The sequence below is a fragment of the Saccharothrix deserti genome (genome assembly GCF_009769385.1).
In the GTDB taxonomy this organism is placed as follows: Bacteria; Actinomycetota; Actinomycetes; order Mycobacteriales; family Pseudonocardiaceae; genus Actinosynnema; species Actinosynnema deserti.
The window spans coordinates 76,360-90,598 of record NZ_ML775962.1 but is presented as its reverse complement, the minus strand read 5'-3'; the positions used below and the strand labels follow the sequence as shown (position 1 = coordinate 90,598).

The 14,239-nt window shown below is 71.6% G+C and carries 16 protein-coding genes; 8 read left to right on the top strand and 8 right to left on the bottom strand.

The genetic code is table 11. The features are described from left to right. Positions 1-9: 9 nt before the first annotated feature. Complete coding sequence (locus FM051_RS07395) at positions 10-1,239, bottom strand: trans-sulfuration enzyme family protein (RefSeq protein ID WP_158842050.1); 1,230 nt, start codon at positions 1,237-1,239, stop codon at positions 10-12. A 59-nt stretch (positions 1,240-1,298) separates the two neighbouring features. On the opposite strand from FM051_RS07395, the gene FM051_RS07390 reads away from it, so the two are divergent. Beyond that, positions 1,299-1,793 carry an Lrp/AsnC family transcriptional regulator gene (locus FM051_RS07390; RefSeq protein WP_238412207.1) on the top strand — a complete coding sequence of 165 codons (495 nt, stop codon included), beginning with the start codon at positions 1,299-1,301 and terminating at the stop codon, positions 1,791-1,793. On the opposite strand, the gene FM051_RS07385 is transcribed toward FM051_RS07390, so the two are convergent. The 3 genes from FM051_RS07385 to FM051_RS07375 form a co-directional block, all read right to left on the bottom strand. Continuing rightward, entirely contained in the window at positions 1,765-4,629 is a 2,865-nt protein-coding gene (locus tag FM051_RS07385) for a S1 family peptidase (protein WP_158842049.1), read from the bottom strand. The two genes, FM051_RS07390 and FM051_RS07385, sit on opposite strands and share 29 nt — an antisense overlap. A 93-nt stretch (positions 4,630-4,722) precedes the next feature. Beyond that, positions 4,723-6,315, bottom strand: a complete 1,593-nt coding sequence (locus FM051_RS07380; RefSeq protein ID WP_158842047.1) for a M28 family metallopeptidase — start codon at positions 6,313-6,315, stop codon at positions 4,723-4,725. Positions 6,316-6,404: 89 nt separating this feature from the next. Continuing rightward, complete coding sequence (locus FM051_RS07375) at positions 6,405-7,061, bottom strand: group II truncated hemoglobin (RefSeq protein ID WP_158842045.1); 657 nt, start codon at positions 7,059-7,061, stop codon at positions 6,405-6,407. 52 nt (positions 7,062-7,113) lie between these two features. Between FM051_RS07375 and FM051_RS53935 the strand changes: the two genes are divergently transcribed. From FM051_RS53935 to FM051_RS07360, 3 genes are read left to right on the top strand one after another with little or no spacing between them, the layout of a single operon-like run. Further along, the gene (locus FM051_RS53935) at positions 7,114-7,329 is read left to right on the top strand and encodes a winged helix-turn-helix transcriptional regulator (RefSeq protein WP_158842043.1); all 216 of its coding nucleotides are present in this window, start codon (positions 7,114-7,116) and stop codon (positions 7,327-7,329) included. 19 nt (positions 7,330-7,348) lie between these two features. Continuing rightward, a complete protein-coding gene (locus FM051_RS07365; protein ID WP_158842041.1) occupies positions 7,349-9,310 on the top strand; it encodes an acyl-CoA dehydrogenase family protein in 1,962 nt (653 codons plus the stop codon). Between the two features lie 19 nt (positions 9,311-9,329). Next, entirely contained in the window at positions 9,330-9,707 is a 378-nt protein-coding gene (locus FM051_RS07360; protein WP_238412206.1) for a DUF6292 family protein, read from the top strand. A gap of 4 nt (positions 9,708-9,711) precedes the next feature. Here the strand turns inward: FM051_RS07360 and FM051_RS07355 are convergent, their stop codons facing one another. Next, complete coding sequence (locus tag FM051_RS07355) at positions 9,712-10,056, bottom strand: hypothetical protein (protein ID WP_158842037.1); 345 nt, start codon at positions 10,054-10,056, stop codon at positions 9,712-9,714. Positions 10,057-10,129: 73 nt separating this feature from the next. Between FM051_RS07355 and FM051_RS07350 the strand changes: the two genes are divergently transcribed. Beyond that, complete coding sequence (locus FM051_RS07350; protein ID WP_158842035.1) at positions 10,130-10,768, top strand: DUF6338 family protein; 639 nt, start codon at positions 10,130-10,132, stop codon at positions 10,766-10,768. Positions 10,769-10,782: 14 nt separating this feature from the next. On the opposite strand, the gene FM051_RS07345 is transcribed toward FM051_RS07350, so the two are convergent. Together FM051_RS07345 and FM051_RS07340 are read right to left on the bottom strand one after the other, a co-directional pair. Further along, entirely contained in the window at positions 10,783-11,091 is a 309-nt protein-coding gene (locus FM051_RS07345; RefSeq protein WP_158842033.1) for an AzlD domain-containing protein, read from the bottom strand. Then, positions 11,088-11,765 carry an AzlC family ABC transporter permease gene (locus FM051_RS07340; protein ID WP_158842031.1) on the bottom strand — a complete coding sequence of 226 codons (678 nt, stop codon included), beginning with the start codon at positions 11,763-11,765 and terminating at the stop codon, positions 11,088-11,090. Before FM051_RS07340 ends, FM051_RS07345 begins: the two co-directional genes overlap by 4 nt. A 56-nt stretch (positions 11,766-11,821) precedes the next feature. Between FM051_RS07340 and FM051_RS07335 the strand changes: the two genes are divergently transcribed. The 3 genes from FM051_RS07335 to FM051_RS07325 all read left to right on the top strand — a co-directional run bounded on the left by FM051_RS07335 (position 11,822) and on the right by FM051_RS07325 (position 13,114). After that, a complete protein-coding gene (locus FM051_RS07335; RefSeq protein ID WP_158842029.1) occupies positions 11,822-12,379 on the top strand; it encodes a helix-turn-helix domain-containing protein in 558 nt (185 codons plus the stop codon). Positions 12,380-12,467: 88 nt separating this feature from the next. Then, the gene (locus FM051_RS07330; protein ID WP_158842027.1) at positions 12,468-12,713 is read left to right on the top strand and encodes an antitoxin; all 246 of its coding nucleotides are present in this window, start codon (positions 12,468-12,470) and stop codon (positions 12,711-12,713) included. Next, on the top strand, positions 12,710-13,114 hold the full coding sequence (locus tag FM051_RS07325) for a type II toxin-antitoxin system VapC family toxin (protein ID WP_158842025.1): 405 nt from the start codon (positions 12,710-12,712) through the stop codon (positions 13,112-13,114). The genes FM051_RS07330 and FM051_RS07325 overlap by 4 nt, the downstream gene beginning before the upstream one ends. A gap of 60 nt (positions 13,115-13,174) precedes the next feature. Here FM051_RS07325 and pdxS read toward each other — a convergent pair whose 3' ends face one another. After that, positions 13,175-14,083, bottom strand: coding sequence for a pyridoxal 5'-phosphate synthase lyase subunit PdxS (gene pdxS / locus FM051_RS07320; RefSeq protein WP_274383502.1), 909 nt, complete (start codon positions 14,081-14,083; stop codon positions 13,175-13,177). Positions 14,084-14,239 lie beyond the last annotated feature (156 nt).

Sequence of the window (14,239 nt, the reverse complement as noted above, 5' to 3'; positions counted from 1 at the left end):
GGCTGAACGCTAGTGGCCCGCGGCGGGCTCCCGGAAACCGCTTGAGGAAGGCTTGATGTAATCCTCTTCACAATGGCTGGAAAGGGCCTGGTCGAGATCGTCCCAAATGTCGTCGACGTCCTCCAGGCCGACGCTGAGGCGCAGCAGGTTCGCGGGCACGCCGGACGCCTCGCGCGCCGCGTCGGGCACGAGCCGGTGGGTCAGCGCGGACGGGTGCTCGATCAGCGTGTCCACCGAGCCGAGGCTCACCGCGGGCGTGACGAGCCGCAGCCTGCGCACCACCGCGGCCGGGTCCTCGCGCGTGGTGAAGGCGAGCACCGCGCCCGGACCGCGCATCTGGGCGCCGGTGCCGATGAGGCCGGCCGGGTCGGCGCCGGGCAGGCTCGGGTGCCGCACCAGACCCGTGCCGGGGTGCGCGTCGAGCCTCGCGGCCAACTCCACCGCGCCGCGCTGGGCCGCCTCGACCCGCAGCGGCAACGTGGCCAGCCCGCGGTGCATGAGGTAGCCGCCCAACGGGTGGAGCACGGCGCCGGTGAGGATCCGGATCTGGCGCAACGGCCCGGCGTGCTCCTCGGCGCACGCCACCACACCGCCGAGCACGTCGCCGTGCCCGCCGAGGTACTTGGTGCCCGAGTGCAGCACGTAGGTCGCGCCGAACGCGGCCGGGTTCTGCAGCACCGGCGTGGCGAACGTGTTGTCCACGACCACCGGCACGTCACCGACCTGCGCGACGACGGCGGCGATGTCGAGCAGGTCCAGGTTGGGGTTGGCCGGTGTCTCCACCACGACCAGCCCGGTCCGCGGGGTGATCGCGTCGGCGACCCGGTCGGCGGTCGCGTACGTCGTGCGCACGCCGAGCAGGCCGGACGACAGCAGGTGGTCGGTGCCGCCGTAGATCGGCCGCACCGCGACCACGTGCGACTTGCCGGTCAGCACGCACGCCGCCTGCACCACGGCGGTCACCGCGGCCATGCCGCTGCCGAACGCCACGGCGGCCGACGTGCCCTCCAGCGCCGCCAGGGCCTGCTCGAACCGGGCCACGGTCGGGTTGTGCAGCCGTGCGTAGACCGGGGACGTGGCGTGCGCGGCGCCCTCGGCGAGGTGTTGCAGCGCGTGGCCGCCCTCGACCTGGTCGGGGATCGGGTACGTGGTGGACAGGTCGATCGGCAGGGCGTGCACGCCGAGGTCCGCGAGGTCGTCGCGCCCACCGTGCACCGCCGTCGTTCGCAACCGCTTCATGCCCGAATCGTGGGCTTATCCTCGGCGTTCGGGCGGAACTTCCGCAGGTTGTTCGGCGAGTGGAGGGGTTCGACGTGCTGGATTCGGTGGACGCGGCGATCGTCCAGGAGCTGCAGAAGGACGCTCGGCTGCCCAACAAGGACCTGGCGGACCGGGTGAACGTGGCGGCGTCCACGTGCGTGGTCCGGCACCGGTCGCTGCGCGAGCGCGGCGTGATCACCGGCTACCACGCGGAGGTCGACCTGACCGCCATGGGACGTCCGGTGCAGGCGATCATCGCGGTGCGGGTCCGGCCGCACACGAGGGCGATCGTGGAGCCGTTCATGGAGTACGTATTGACGCTGCCGGAGGTGCTGGCGCTGTCGCACGTGGCCGGGCCGGAGGACTTCCTGGTGCACGTGGCCGTCGCCGACACGGCCCACCTGCAACGCCTGGTCCTGGACCGCTTCACCACCCGCCGCGAGGTGAGCGAGGTGCAGACGAACCTGCTGTTCCAGCACGTCCGCAAGCACACCGTGCCGCCGGCTAGCGGTGGCAGAGACCCGTGGTCGTGACGCCCGCGATGTCCTCGGCCAGGTCGCGGTGCCCGACGAGCCCGCACAGGTGCCGCGCCCACTGCTCCGGGTCGAGCCACACCACACCGTTCTCGGTGAGCACCCGGTCGCCGTCCAGGGCGAAAGCACGAGCTCCACCGATGTCGAGCGTGGGGTGGTCGGTGCCGTCGTAGTCCCAGGTCTTCAGCGAGAAGTCGGCGCGGCGGATGCGCTCGGCGCCCAAGTCCAGCTGCGGCCGCAGTTCGCTGTCGATGTCGGCGACCGTGTGGTCGCGGGATGTGGAGACGGAGTCGATCCGTTTGTCGCCGATCGTCAGCTGGTACCCGCCGTCGCCCGCGTTCCGCACCAACACGAAGATCCCCGGTCGCGGTGTGGCGTGAACCCCGACCACCGGGGAGCCGGCGACGTCGTGGTGCGCGCCGCGCCGCCCGGATGCCAGGTCCAACTCGTCCAGGCCGTGGCCGTCCGGGCTCACCACCACGATCCGGCCCTCCCCCAGCACGTCGAACGGCACCGAGCCGCCGGCGCGGTCGGGCGTCGGGACCGCGATCTGCCCCACCTGCCTGCCGGTGGCCACGTCCCACGTGGCCACCCGGCCGTCGCCGCCGGTCAGCAGGCGGCCCAGCGGGTCGAACCGGACCACGACCGGGCCGGTCGCGGGCACCTCCGCGACCAAGTCGAGGTCCGGCAACCGTCGGATCTCCAGGCCCGGCCGCTCGGCGTGGGCGATCACCAGGTGGCGGTCGTCCGGGGTGAGCCACGCCCTGGTCGCCTCGCCGGCCACCTTGCCGCCACCCCTCAGGCGCTGCCCGTCGTCGTTCCACAGGGCGATCAGCGTGCCGTCCACGTCCCAGTGCAGGGCGGCGGACAACTGCTGTCCCAACACGCCCGCGTGAGGGCTGGTCACCGAGTTGGGCAGGGTCCCGGGCACCACGCGGGCCACGGTCACCGAACTGTCGACCGTGGCGACCACGCGCACGCCCTCGGGTGCGGTGAACACCGCTTGGGCAACCCCTTCCTGTTCGTACTGGGCGACGCTCCTGTGTTCCCGCAGGTCCACCAGCAACCCGGAGCTCGTGCCGTCGGCCGGCAGCACCAGGTAGCGCCCGGTCGGATCGACGTGCACGCCGTCGCCGCACTCGTATGAGCTGGTCGGGAAGGTGTACTCGGGTGCGGCGTCGAGAGAGGTCACCGGACGGACTTCGTACACCGTGCGTGCCTCGGGCGACTCGCTGGTGCAGGTGATCAGGACGGTGCCAGCGGCATCGACGGCCACCGCCGTGATGCCGTCGCGCACCGGCGTGAAGTCGCCGCTCACCACGTCCCAGCGCCGCACCCGCCCATCGGTGAGGCTGACCAGCACATCGCCCGCGAACCACAGCCCCTGGTCCGGCGCGGTGCGCACCAGGCGCAGGAACAAGCCCGGCGCGACGGCGCGTTCGGCCTCCGACAGCCGCGACCACACCTCCTGCTCGGCGTACCGGGCCACCGCGCCCGCCACGCCGCCCAGCTCGTCGTAGGCGGCGTGCGTGAGCAGACCGCCGACCTGCTTGTCCCACAGCTTGTCCAGCGCGACCTGCAACAGCGGGAGCCGGCCCGGCGCGAGCCGGACGTCGTCCACGATCCGGGTGGCCAGGTCGCCCTCCAGCCGCACGTCCGGCGGCAGCGGACCGGTCACGGCCGCGCGCAACTGGTCGGCGGTCATCGCGCCGACGGTGTCGCACGACCGCAGCACCCTGGCCAGTTCCGGGCGGTCCAGGGCGCGGTCGAGGAAGTCCGACCGGATGGCCACCAGCAGCCGCACCGGCGCGTCGGCCAGCGCGCCGAGCACGTCCGCGGTGTCGTGGTCGTTCTGGGCCAGGGCTTCCTCGACCTGGTCGACGATCACCAGGAGTTCGGCGTCACCGGTCTTGGCCAGCACCCGGTCGACCACCTCGGCCAGCCGCCCGGCCGCGATCACCTCGGCCAGCGCCGGCCGTTGGGCGAGCCTGGCCGTTTCGGTGAGGTCGGGTTCGAGCACGTCCACCAGTGCACCCGCCCGCGCGCCGAGGGCGTCGCCGCGCGGGCGGACCGACACGATCGTCAGCTCGCCGCGGGCCCGCAGCCTGGGCACCACACCGGCGAAGATCAGCGACGACTTGCCGCGCCCGGACGGCCCGACGAGCGCGACCACCCGCTCGGCGAGCACCTTCGCGGCGACCGCCTCGGCCAGCTCGTCACGGCCGTGGAACAGCTCGGCGTCCTGTTCCCGGAACGACTTCAGGCCCCGGTACGGGCTGGGCGGCGGACCGGCCGCGGGCCAGCGGTCGAGCAGGGTGGCGGCGGGGACGAGGAACGCGGTGCGCCTGCTGGCCCGCTTGGACACGGACACGACCATGCCGACGGCGCTGCGGGTCTCCGGGTCCCAGGCCGGGCCACCGCTGAAGCCCTGCTGGACGGCGAAGCCGGTGGTGCGGTCGTCCTCGACCAGCACCAGGCCGCCGCCTTGGCGGCCGGACAACCGGCCGGTGGCCCACACGCCGTCGTCGTAGCCCGCGGGGAAGCCGAAGCAGCGGACCTCCCCGTTCCACGGGTCGGTCGGCGTGAGGCGCAGGGTCGTCGTGCCGGCGGGCAGTGGTCCGAGGGGGCGTAACGACGCCAGGTCGTCCTCGGAGTCGACCAACTCGGCGGGAACCCGGTGCACGCCGTCGAAGGTGGTGAAGACCGGGTCGTCGCCCAGCACGTGCTCACAGGTGAGGATGCGGACGCCTGCCGCGGTGTCGACCAGGAACGCCACGCCGACCGGCTGCGACCGTCCATTCAGGACTCTCAGCAGGGCCGCGTCGGGCAACTCCACGTCCGCCAGGTTAGCCGGCGGGCGTCGCGTCGTGGGGAGGTTCGGGGAAACGCGGGTCGGGACCGGGCGTGACCGGCCCCGACCCGCGCCCGGTCAGGCGGTGATCCGCACCGACGACGTGCCCGCGCCGTGCGACCTGCCCTGCGAGCGGACGCCGTTCACGGTCGGGGTGTCGAAGGCGAACGTGATGACCGCCGTGGCGATGGCGTCGGCGTTGACGTCCAGCGCCTCCGCGTTGACGTTGCCGCGCAGGTCGTACTCCGCGTCCAACTGCGCGTACAGGGCGGCGTCGGCACCGTCGGCGACGGGTGTGAAGCTGTCGCACGGCTGGTGGTAGCACGGGTCGTACGCCGCGCCCGCGACGCCGCCGTACAGGGCCTCCTGCGCCGCTGTCTTCACGCCCTCCGCCCCGGTGATCAGCCCACCGGCCGGGATGCCCACGGCGATGAACGGGCCGTAGTCGGACCGGCCGGAGAACTCCGCGTCCTCCGAGGGCAGGCCGCGGTCGGCGTAGAACTTCTCGAACACGTCCTCGATCTGCGCCGAGCCGGGCGGGATGAAGTCGGGCGGTGCGGCGCCGCTGGAGTTGTCACCGTCGTAGATGCCGTAGACGTAGTTCGGCGAGCCGACCATGTCGAAGTTCAGGTACAGCGCGATCCGGTCCTGCTCGGCCTGCGGCAGGGTGGCGATGTAGTGCTCGGAGCCGAGCAGCCCCTCCTCCTCCGCGCCCCACCACGCGAACCGGACCAGGTTGTCCGACTTGACCTTGGCCATCCGGACCGCGATCTCCAGCAGCGCGGCGGAGCCGGTGCCGTTGTCGTTGATCCCGGCGCCGTCCTGCACGCTGTCCAGGTGCGCGCCCGCCATCACGGTGTTGTCGGCCCGACCCTCGTCCGACTCGGCGAACACGTTCCACGTGGTGCGGGTCTCGGACGTGAAGTCGACCTTCACCCGGACGACGCGCGGACCGCCGGTGGCCAGTTCCGCGCCCACCTCGAAGGTGGCGAAGACGACCGGGATCGCCAGGCCGGGCGTCTCGCCGACCGGCGTGGACAGCCCCGTGCGACCCGGCTGGCCCTCGTTGAACAGGATCACGCCGGACGCGCCCGCCGCCTGCGCGTTGAGCACCTTCTGGGTGAACGGGCAGGTGCCGCGTTGGATCAGCGCGATGTAGCCCGCCGGGAAGCCCGCGAAGTCGGCGGCCTCGCAGCCGCTGGTGTTGGAGTTCGGCTCGGGTCCGGGCGGGACGACGACGTCCACCGGCCGAACCTCGGCGGTGACGTCACCCGGGGCGGTCGGGGTGAAGCCGTTGCGGGTGAAGTCGCGGTCCCGGACGTAGGTCGTCGCCGTGGGCGAGATCTGCTGGAGCTCGGACCTGTCCTCGACGTACGGGAACTCGAACTCCTGCACGGTCGGCGCGTACCCGGCGGCGGTCAGGGTGCGCACGACGTAGTCCACCGACGCCCGGTAGCCGGGCCTGCCCGCGGCGCGGTCGCCGTGGATGTCGGCGAAGGCCTGGAACGCGGCCATGTGGCGCAGCACCCCGTGGAGCGTGACGGCCCTGGTCAGCTTGGCCGGTGAGTTGTTGTTGGGATCGGCGGCGACCGGGCCGACCACGAGCAGTGGTGCGATAAGGACCAGCGCGGCGGCGACCGCGAGCCGCCCGCGACGGGAACGAGAGGGCATGACTTGCCTCCATGTGCGACAGACGCCACTCATGGGGTCGCCCGAACGCCGGTCCTCCGTTACACCGATCGGCCCAGCACGCCGTGGAGCTACCCCTGCCAGGGGCGCACGTTGCCCCAGTCCCACGTCGGCATGGGCTCGGCCGGGTTCGGCTGGGTGCCGGGGCTGGAGAAGACGACCGCCATCCGGGTGCCCCACTCCAGGTAGCCGACGAACGCCGAGCGGAACTCCGGGTCGTCCGGCGGGCCGACGTCGTCCGCCGTGTCGAGCAGGAGCGCCACCCAGCGCTTGCGCTGCTGCTCGGTGATGCCCTTGCCGACGTGCTTGCCCACCATCCCCCGGTGCCCGCCGCGCGTCGTCGAGTACGCCCGCGGTCCGCCGAAGACCTCTCCGAGCCAGTCCGCGACGTGGTGCGCGTGCTCGGGGTCCATGCCGGCGAACAGCGGCGCCAGCAGTTCGTCCTCCGGCACGCGCAGGTAGAAGGCGTGGAACAGCTTCTGGAACGCCTCCGCGCCACCCGCCCACTCGTAGAGCGTGGGCGTCGGCCTGCCGATGTCCACGCGCTCGTGCCGTCGCGGTTCCCCCGCGTACGCGGCGAAGTCCGCCAACCCGGCGGTGAACGGCGCGAAGTGCGGCCCGGCGCGGAACCCCTCGGGGTCGGACGCCCAGGTGAGGCGGACGACGTGGTCCTCGTCGCCGCGGGTCAGCTCGAAGTCGTGGCGCTCGGGCGCGGCGGCCAGGTGCACGGCGGCACGCCGGAAGGAAGGCCCGCACCGCTACGGCCGCCTGCGCCGACGGATGCCGGGCGTCAGCGAGAAGGTGCTGACCACCAGGCTGCGCGAGCTGGAGGCCGCAGGGCTGGTCGAACGCACCTCCGACGGCGGCTCGCCGCCCGCGGTGACGTACCGGCTCACGGCGGAGGCCGCTGAACTCGCCCCGGCGCTGCAGGTCCTCTACGACTGGGGTCAGCGGCGGGCCGACCGGGACGGGGTCGTTGTCGAGCCCGTGTCGTGAACGTGTGTTAGCAAGGGGCATGGGGATCACCTCCGGCGGAGCCGGCAACCAGACGACCATCGGCAAAGCCGACGACCAGACGACCGCCGGTGGAGCAGGCAATCAGACGGCCGCCGGCGGAGCACGCAATCAGACGGAAGCGTTGCGCGAACTGCTCGACGGCCGTTGGGGGTCGCTGCGCCGCAGTTCGCTGGACCTGCTCGGCGACCTGGAACCACCGCCTGACCTGGGTCGCGAGGAGTACCGGGCCTGGGTGCTGGAGCAGATGCGCGCGCTGGCCGAGGGCGGGCACCCGCTGATCGGGTTCCCCGCCGAGTACGGCGGCCGGGACGACGTGGGCGGCTCGGTGGTGGCGTTCGAGGTGCTGGGGTTCGGCGACCTGTCGCTGATGGTCAAGGCGGGCGTGCAGTGGGGGCTGTTCGGCGGCGCGGTGCAGGCGTTGGGCACGACCACTCACCACGACCGGTACCTGCGCGCGATCATGAGCCTGGAACTGCCGGGCTGCTTCGCGATGACGGAGACCGGGCACGGGTCGGACGTGCAGAACCTGCGCACCACGGCGACCTACGATCCGTCCACTGAGGAATTCGTCGTGCACACGCCGGACGCGTCGGCGCGCAAGGACTACATCGGCAACGCGGCCCGTGACGGGCGGATGGCCGTGGTGTTCGCGCAGCTGGTGGCGGGAGGCGCGGGGCACGGCGTGCACGCGGTGCTGGTGCCGATCCGGGACGAGCAGGGCGCGCCGATGCCGGGCGTGCGGATCGAGGACTGCGGGCCGAAGGCGGGCCTGAACGGCGTGGACAACGGGCGACTGTCGTTCGACCACGTGCGCGTGCCCCGGGCGAACCTGCTCAACCGGTACGGCGACGTCGCGCCGGACGGCACGTACTCCAGCCCCGTCGAGGGCGAGGGCCGCCGGTTCTTCACCATGCTCGGCACGTTGGTGCGCGGCCGGATCAGCGTGGCGGGCGGTGCGGGCAGCGCGACCAAGAGGGCGTTGGCGCTGGCCATCCGGTACGGCGACACGCGGCGGCAGTTCACCCGGCCCGACACCGGTGACGAGGTCGTCGTGCTCGACTACCTGGCCCACCAGCGGCGGCTGCTGCCCGCGTTGGCCACCTCGTACGCGCTGCACTTCGCGCAGCAGGAGCTGGTGTCCGCGCTGCACGACGTGGCGGACGACCGGCAGCAGCGGCAGCTGGAGTCGCGGGCGGCCGGGTTGAAGGCGGTGGCCACCTGGCACGCCACGCGCACGATCCAGACGTGCCGGGAGGCGTGCGGCGGCGCCGGGTACCTGTCGGAGAACCTGATCGCCGGGCTCAAGGCGGACACCGACGTGTTCACCACGTTCGAGGGCGACAACACCGTGCTGCTGCAACTGGTCGCGAAGGGCCTGCTGACCAGCTACCGCGACCACGTCGGCGACCTGGACCCGTGGGGCATGGTGCGGTTCGTGGCCGACCAGGCGGTGGGCGTGGTGATCGAGCGGACGGCGGCACGGGCGATCATCGACCGGCTGGTGTCGGGCAGTTCGGACGCCCTGCTGGACCGGGGCTGGCAGGTGCGGCAGTTCGAGGACCGCGAGAAGCACGTGCTGGAAGGGCTGGCGCGGCGGCTGCGGCGTGCGTCGCGGGACAACGCGTTCGACGTGTTCAACGCCGCGCAGGACCACGTGCTGCACGCCGCGCGGGTGCACGTGGACCGGGTGGTGCTGGAGGCGTTCGTGGCGGCGGTGGACCGGTGCGACGACCCGGAGACGACGGCGTTGTTGAACCAGGTGTGCGACCTGTACGCGTTGAGCGCGATCGAGGCGGACCGGGCGTGGTTCCTGGAACACGGGCGGCTCTCGCCGCAGCGGTCGAAGGCCGTGTCGCAGGCGGTGAACGAGTTGTGCGGGCGGTTGCGGCCGCACGCGCGGACCCTCGTGGACGCGTTCGGCATCCCCGAGACGTGGCTCACGGCACCGATCGTCACCTGAAAGGTCCAGAATGGGTGCTATGGATGACAGCGCGCACATCAGCCTCGGTCTGGCCAGGTACGTGCGGGCGGTGGCCGAGGAGGTCGGCGTTCCCCCCGAGGGCACCGAGTTCGAGGTCAGCGACACCGCCACCGCCTACCTGGGCCTGGAGGGGCCGGGACGTGACCTGATGCTGCTGTGGACCGAGCAGCGCGGCTGGTCGATCGCGGTGGAGACCGATCCGACCGAGAAGCCGCTCGTCATCGCGCACCTCGGCCTGCCGCTGGTACCGCCGCCGGACGCGGTGGCGCGGTTCGTGGACGACGTGTTGGCGGGCAAGCCGGGCAGCCCCGAGCCGGAGTTCGGCGTGACGCACGACCGCCGTCGGCTCGCGAACCGGCTGGCCGAATACCTCTAGCCGGTCACGGGTCGCGGCGCACGATCCTGTCCCAGAGCGAACGCTTGCGCGCTTCGGGCTCCGATTCGACCTGCGGCTTCGGTGCGGGTGGTCGCGGGATCGGCGACGGCAGCGACTCGGCTCCGTCGATCACCGGGGGCGCGACGCTCCACGGGCCCGCGTCGTCCGCGTCGGTCCGGTAGCGGTCACCGCCGGCTCGGCCTTCGAGGCCGATCCCCCTCGCCAGTTCGGGTTCTGCGGCGTGCGGGTGGACGAACTGGCCACCCGGCGGTTCCCCGACTCGTGCTGGAAAGCCTTGTGCCCGAATCCCGTGGGGTGGCGTCTGGTCGGGGTCGTCGTGGGCGGACACCGCGTACCTCCCATACGAATGTGTCGTCACGATTACGCTACGCGAGCCCGTAGCGCGTGGGGAGGGAGAACCGGTGCCGACCAGTTTGCTGGGACTGGTGCTGTTCCTGGTCCTGCTCGCGCCGGGTTTCGCGTTCACGTTGCGGCGGGAGCGGGTGCGGTCCGGGCGGACGCTGTCGGCGTTCCGGGAGACCACCACCGTGGCGCTGGTGAGCGTGGCGGCCAACGGTGCGGTGCTCGCGCTGTTCGCGGTGCTGCGGATCGTGTTCCCGTCGTGGACGCCGGACGTGGGCGCGCTCGTGCGGGAACCACAGCGGTACGCCGTCGAGCACTACGCGCAGCTGCTGAGCTGGGGCGTCGGGCTGTTGGCGGTGGCGACGCTGGTGGCGTTCGCGGCCGGTGGCCGGCGGGGCAAGGAGCACGAGTCGGGCGTCTCGGCGTGGACGCTGCTGTTCACCGCGCACCCGGACGCCAAGGTGTTCGTCGGCTGCGTGCTGGACGACGGGTCGTACGTGGCCGGTCGGCTGCTGTCGTTCAGCCGGGCCGCCGAGGACGTCGCCGATCGCGAGCTGACGTTGACCGGCCCGATCACCTACCGCGCTCCGGAGAAGACCGAGACCTCGGTGCTGCCCGACGTCGGCGCGACCGCGATCAGCGCCCGGCGGATCGTGCTGCTGAACGTGTCGTACCTGCCGGATGACGCGGAGTCCTAGGCCGTGTTCAAGGTCTAGGACAGGCCCGCGAACCGCAGGGCGGCGGTCGTCGCGGCGGCCAGCACGACCACCACCACGAACGGCGCCTTCCGCCACGCCGCCACCCCGCCGACCAGCACGCCGATCGGCAGCGCGAGGCCCGCGAACCCCTGGCCCTTGGTGAGCGTGGCCGTCGCGACCAGGGCGAACAGCAGGATCGTCGCCGAGGTGGACATCATCAGCTCGACCCGGCCGGAGAGCCGGACGCGGTCGCGCAGCAGCGGTCCGGCGAGGCGGAACGCGTAGGTACCGACGGCGAGGACCAGGACGGCGGTCAAGTTCACGCGTTCGGCTCCTGTCGTGCGGTGATCAGCAGGCCGACCAGCGTGAACAGCACCGGGACGCCTGCGGGCAGGAACGGTGTGGCGGCGAGCGCGACGGCCGCGCCGAGCAGGGCGGCGTGCCGGGTGGCCTTGTCCTTGAGGGCGGGCAGCAGGAGGGCGAGGAGTGCGGCGGGGAACGCCGCGTCCAGGCCGAAGGCGTTCGGGTCGCCGATGTTCCGGCCGATCAGCGCGCCCGCGACCACCGCGACGTTCCAGGCGACGAACAGCGCGATGCCGCACGACCAGTAGGCGGCCTTGGCCCTGCGCGGGTCGCTCTGGGCCAGCGCGAAGGCGGTGGTCTCGTCGACCAGCAGGTGGCTGCCGACGAGCCGTTGCAGCAGGCCCTTGCCCAGCACGTCGCCGACCGCGAGGCCGAACGGCAGGTGCCGGGCGTTGAGCAGGAGCCCGGCGAGCACGGCGGCGGCCGGACTGCCACCGGCCGCGACCACCCCGACCGCCATGAACTGCGAGCCGCCCGCGAAGACGAGCAGCGACATCACCACGGGCAACCACCACGGCAGGCCCGCGCCGGTGGAGATCGCCCCGAAGGAAGCGCCGCTGACCGCGGCGCCGGCGGCCACCGCGGAGACGTCACGCAGCAGCTCGGGATCCAGGGTTCGCCATATCGAACGCATCGTCTTCTAAAATGAACAGTCGAGGGCTGTTCGTCAAGCCGAACGATTGGACCGTTATGTCGAACACAGGCGCCCCGCTCGAGGTGATCGCCGCGTCGCTGCGCCGGGAACGCGAACGCGTCGGGCTGTCGTTGAGCGAACTGGCGAAGCGGGCCGGGATCGCGAAGTCGACCCTGTCCCAGCTGGAGTCGGCCAGCGGAAACCCCAGCGTGGAGACCCTGTGGGCGCTCGCGGTGGCGTTGGGCGTGCCGATCTCACGCCTGGTCGACCCGCCGACACCGCGCGTCCGGGTGATCCGCAAGGGCGAGGGCCCGGCGATCTACTCGGAACGCGCCCACTACACCGCGACTTTGCTGGCGTCCTGCCCACCGGGCGCCCGGCGCGACATCTACATGCTCCAACTGGAACCAGGCGCGGCCCGCGAGTCCGAACCGCACATGCCCGGAACCGTGGAACACCTGATCGTCAGCACCGGCCGCATGCTCGCGGGCCCGAGGGACGAGCCGATCGAACTGGGACCGGGCGACTACCTGATGTACCCCGGCGACGTCCCGCACACGGCCCAAGCCCTGGAACCCGCCACCACCGCCCTGCTGGTCTCGGAACACGTCTAGAACGCACGTTCGAGCGATCCAGTCCGGCCTCCACTCGACCGAATAGATCTTGCATGCAGACCGCAACCGCCCACCTATAGTCGAAGACATGAGCGAGCGCGACACCAAGCCGGTCCACATCCGCGACGTGCCCGCCGACGTGGTCGACACCCTCCAGGCCCGTGCGAACGCCGAAGGCATGTCACTGACCGCCTACCTGCGCAACGCATTCATCGAGATGGCCGGCCGACCGACCATGTCCGAGATCTACCAGCGGAGCTGGCCCCGTCCGTGGAGCATCGACGGGGAAACGCTCCAGCACGCTGTCCGGGAAGCCCGAGAGGAAGACGAATGAGCTTCACCGCCGTTGTCGACAACTCGGCGCTCATCGAGTTTCTGGTCAATCCGAAGCCGAACACCAAGCTCGCGCAACGGATGTTGACCGGAACGATCGCGGCCCCGGAACTGATCGACGCCGAAGCGTTCAAAGTCCTACGACACCTGCATCTGAACGGCACCCTGACGGCCGAGCAGGCGCAGACGGTGATGCAGAACGTGCAGGAGGCTCCGATTACGCGCTTCACCCATCGAGCGGTGGTTGAACGGGCGTGGGCCATCCGCCATAGCTTGTCCGCGTTCGACTCGTTCTACGTGGCACTCGCGGAGCAACTGGGCGTTCCGCTCATCACGTGCGACAAGCGAATGGCCGGCTCAAACGGCCACCAGGCGCATTTCGAGGTCTACCCGGTCTCCTGACCGGACGACTGCGGCCCGCCGGAGGTCCGGCGGGCCGCAGTCGTCACAGAGCGTCGTGGCTTACCAGCCGCGCTCGGCCAGGCGGTGGGGCTCCGGGATCTCGTCGACGTTGATGCCGACCATCGCCTCACCCAGGCCGCGCGAGACCTTCGCGATCACGTCCGGGTCGTCGTAGAAGGTCGTCGCCTTCACGATCGCCTCCGCGCGCTGCGCCGGGTTGCCGGACTTGAAGATGCCCGAACCGACGAACACGCCCTCCGCGCCGAGCTGCATCATCATCGCCGCGTCGGCGGGGGTGGCGATGCCGCCCGCGGTGAACAGGACGACCGGCAGCTTGCCCGCCTCCGCCACCTCGCGGACCAGCTCGTACGGCGCCTGGAGTTCCTTCGCCGCGACGTACAGCTCGTCGGTCGGCAGGTTCTGCAACCGCAGGAGCTCGGCACGGATCTTGCGCATGTGCGTGGTGGCGTTCGAGACGTCGCCGGTGCCGGCCTCGCCCTTGGAGCGGATCATCGCCGCACCCTCGGTGATGCGGCGCAGCGCCTCGCCCAGGTTGGTCGCGCCGCACACGAACGGCACGGTGAACTGCCACTTGTCGATGTGGTTGGCGTAGTCCGCCGGGGTCAGCACCTCGGACTCGTCGATGTAGTCCACGCCGAGCGACTGGAGCACCTGCGCCTCGACGAAGTGGCCGATGCGGGCCTTGGCCATCACCGGGATGGACACCGCGGAGATGATGCCGTCGATCATGTCCGGGTCGCTCATCCGGGACACGCCGCCCTGCGCGCGGATGTCGGCGGGGACCCGCTCCAGCGCCATGACGGCCACCGCGCCCGCATCCTCGGCGATCTTGGCCTGCTCGGCGTTGACCACGTCCATGATCACGCCGCCCTTGAGCATCTCCGCCATGCCCCGCTTGACGCGGGAAGTGCCGGTGACCTGGATGCCGGCGTCGGGTGAAGTGGTCACGACCAACCTTTCTCGAAGTAGTGCTCGAACACCACCCATGGTACGGCCGACGTGGACCGCCGAAGCATGCCAATCACGCCCGTTATCAGCAGTCCACTTCCACTCCCTTCGCAGGTAGTGGCCTACGCCACCCCTTCGAACAACCCGGCCACCGCC

Coding starts and splice junctions, on each gene's coding strand:
- FM051_RS07395 (WP_158842050.1), bottom strand. CDS start 1,239: ATGAAGCGGTTGCGAACGACGGCGGTGCACGGTGGGCGCGACGACCTC.
- FM051_RS07380 (WP_158842047.1), bottom strand. CDS start 6,315: ATGCCCTCTCGTTCCCGTCGCGGGCGGCTCGCGGTCGCCGCCGCGCTG.
- FM051_RS53935 (WP_158842043.1), top strand. CDS start 7,114: ATGCCGGGCGTCAGCGAGAAGGTGCTGACCACCAGGCTGCGCGAGCTG.
- FM051_RS07365 (WP_158842041.1), top strand. CDS start 7,349: ATGGGGATCACCTCCGGCGGAGCCGGCAACCAGACGACCATCGGCAAA.
- FM051_RS07360 (WP_238412206.1), top strand. CDS start 9,330: ATGGATGACAGCGCGCACATCAGCCTCGGTCTGGCCAGGTACGTGCGG.
- FM051_RS07340 (WP_158842031.1), bottom strand. CDS start 11,765: ATGCGTTCGATATGGCGAACCCTGGATCCCGAGCTGCTGCGTGACGTC.
- FM051_RS07335 (WP_158842029.1), top strand. CDS start 11,822: ATGTCGAACACAGGCGCCCCGCTCGAGGTGATCGCCGCGTCGCTGCGC.
- FM051_RS07330 (WP_158842027.1), top strand. CDS start 12,468: ATGAGCGAGCGCGACACCAAGCCGGTCCACATCCGCGACGTGCCCGCC.
- FM051_RS07325 (WP_158842025.1), top strand. CDS start 12,710: ATGAGCTTCACCGCCGTTGTCGACAACTCGGCGCTCATCGAGTTTCTG.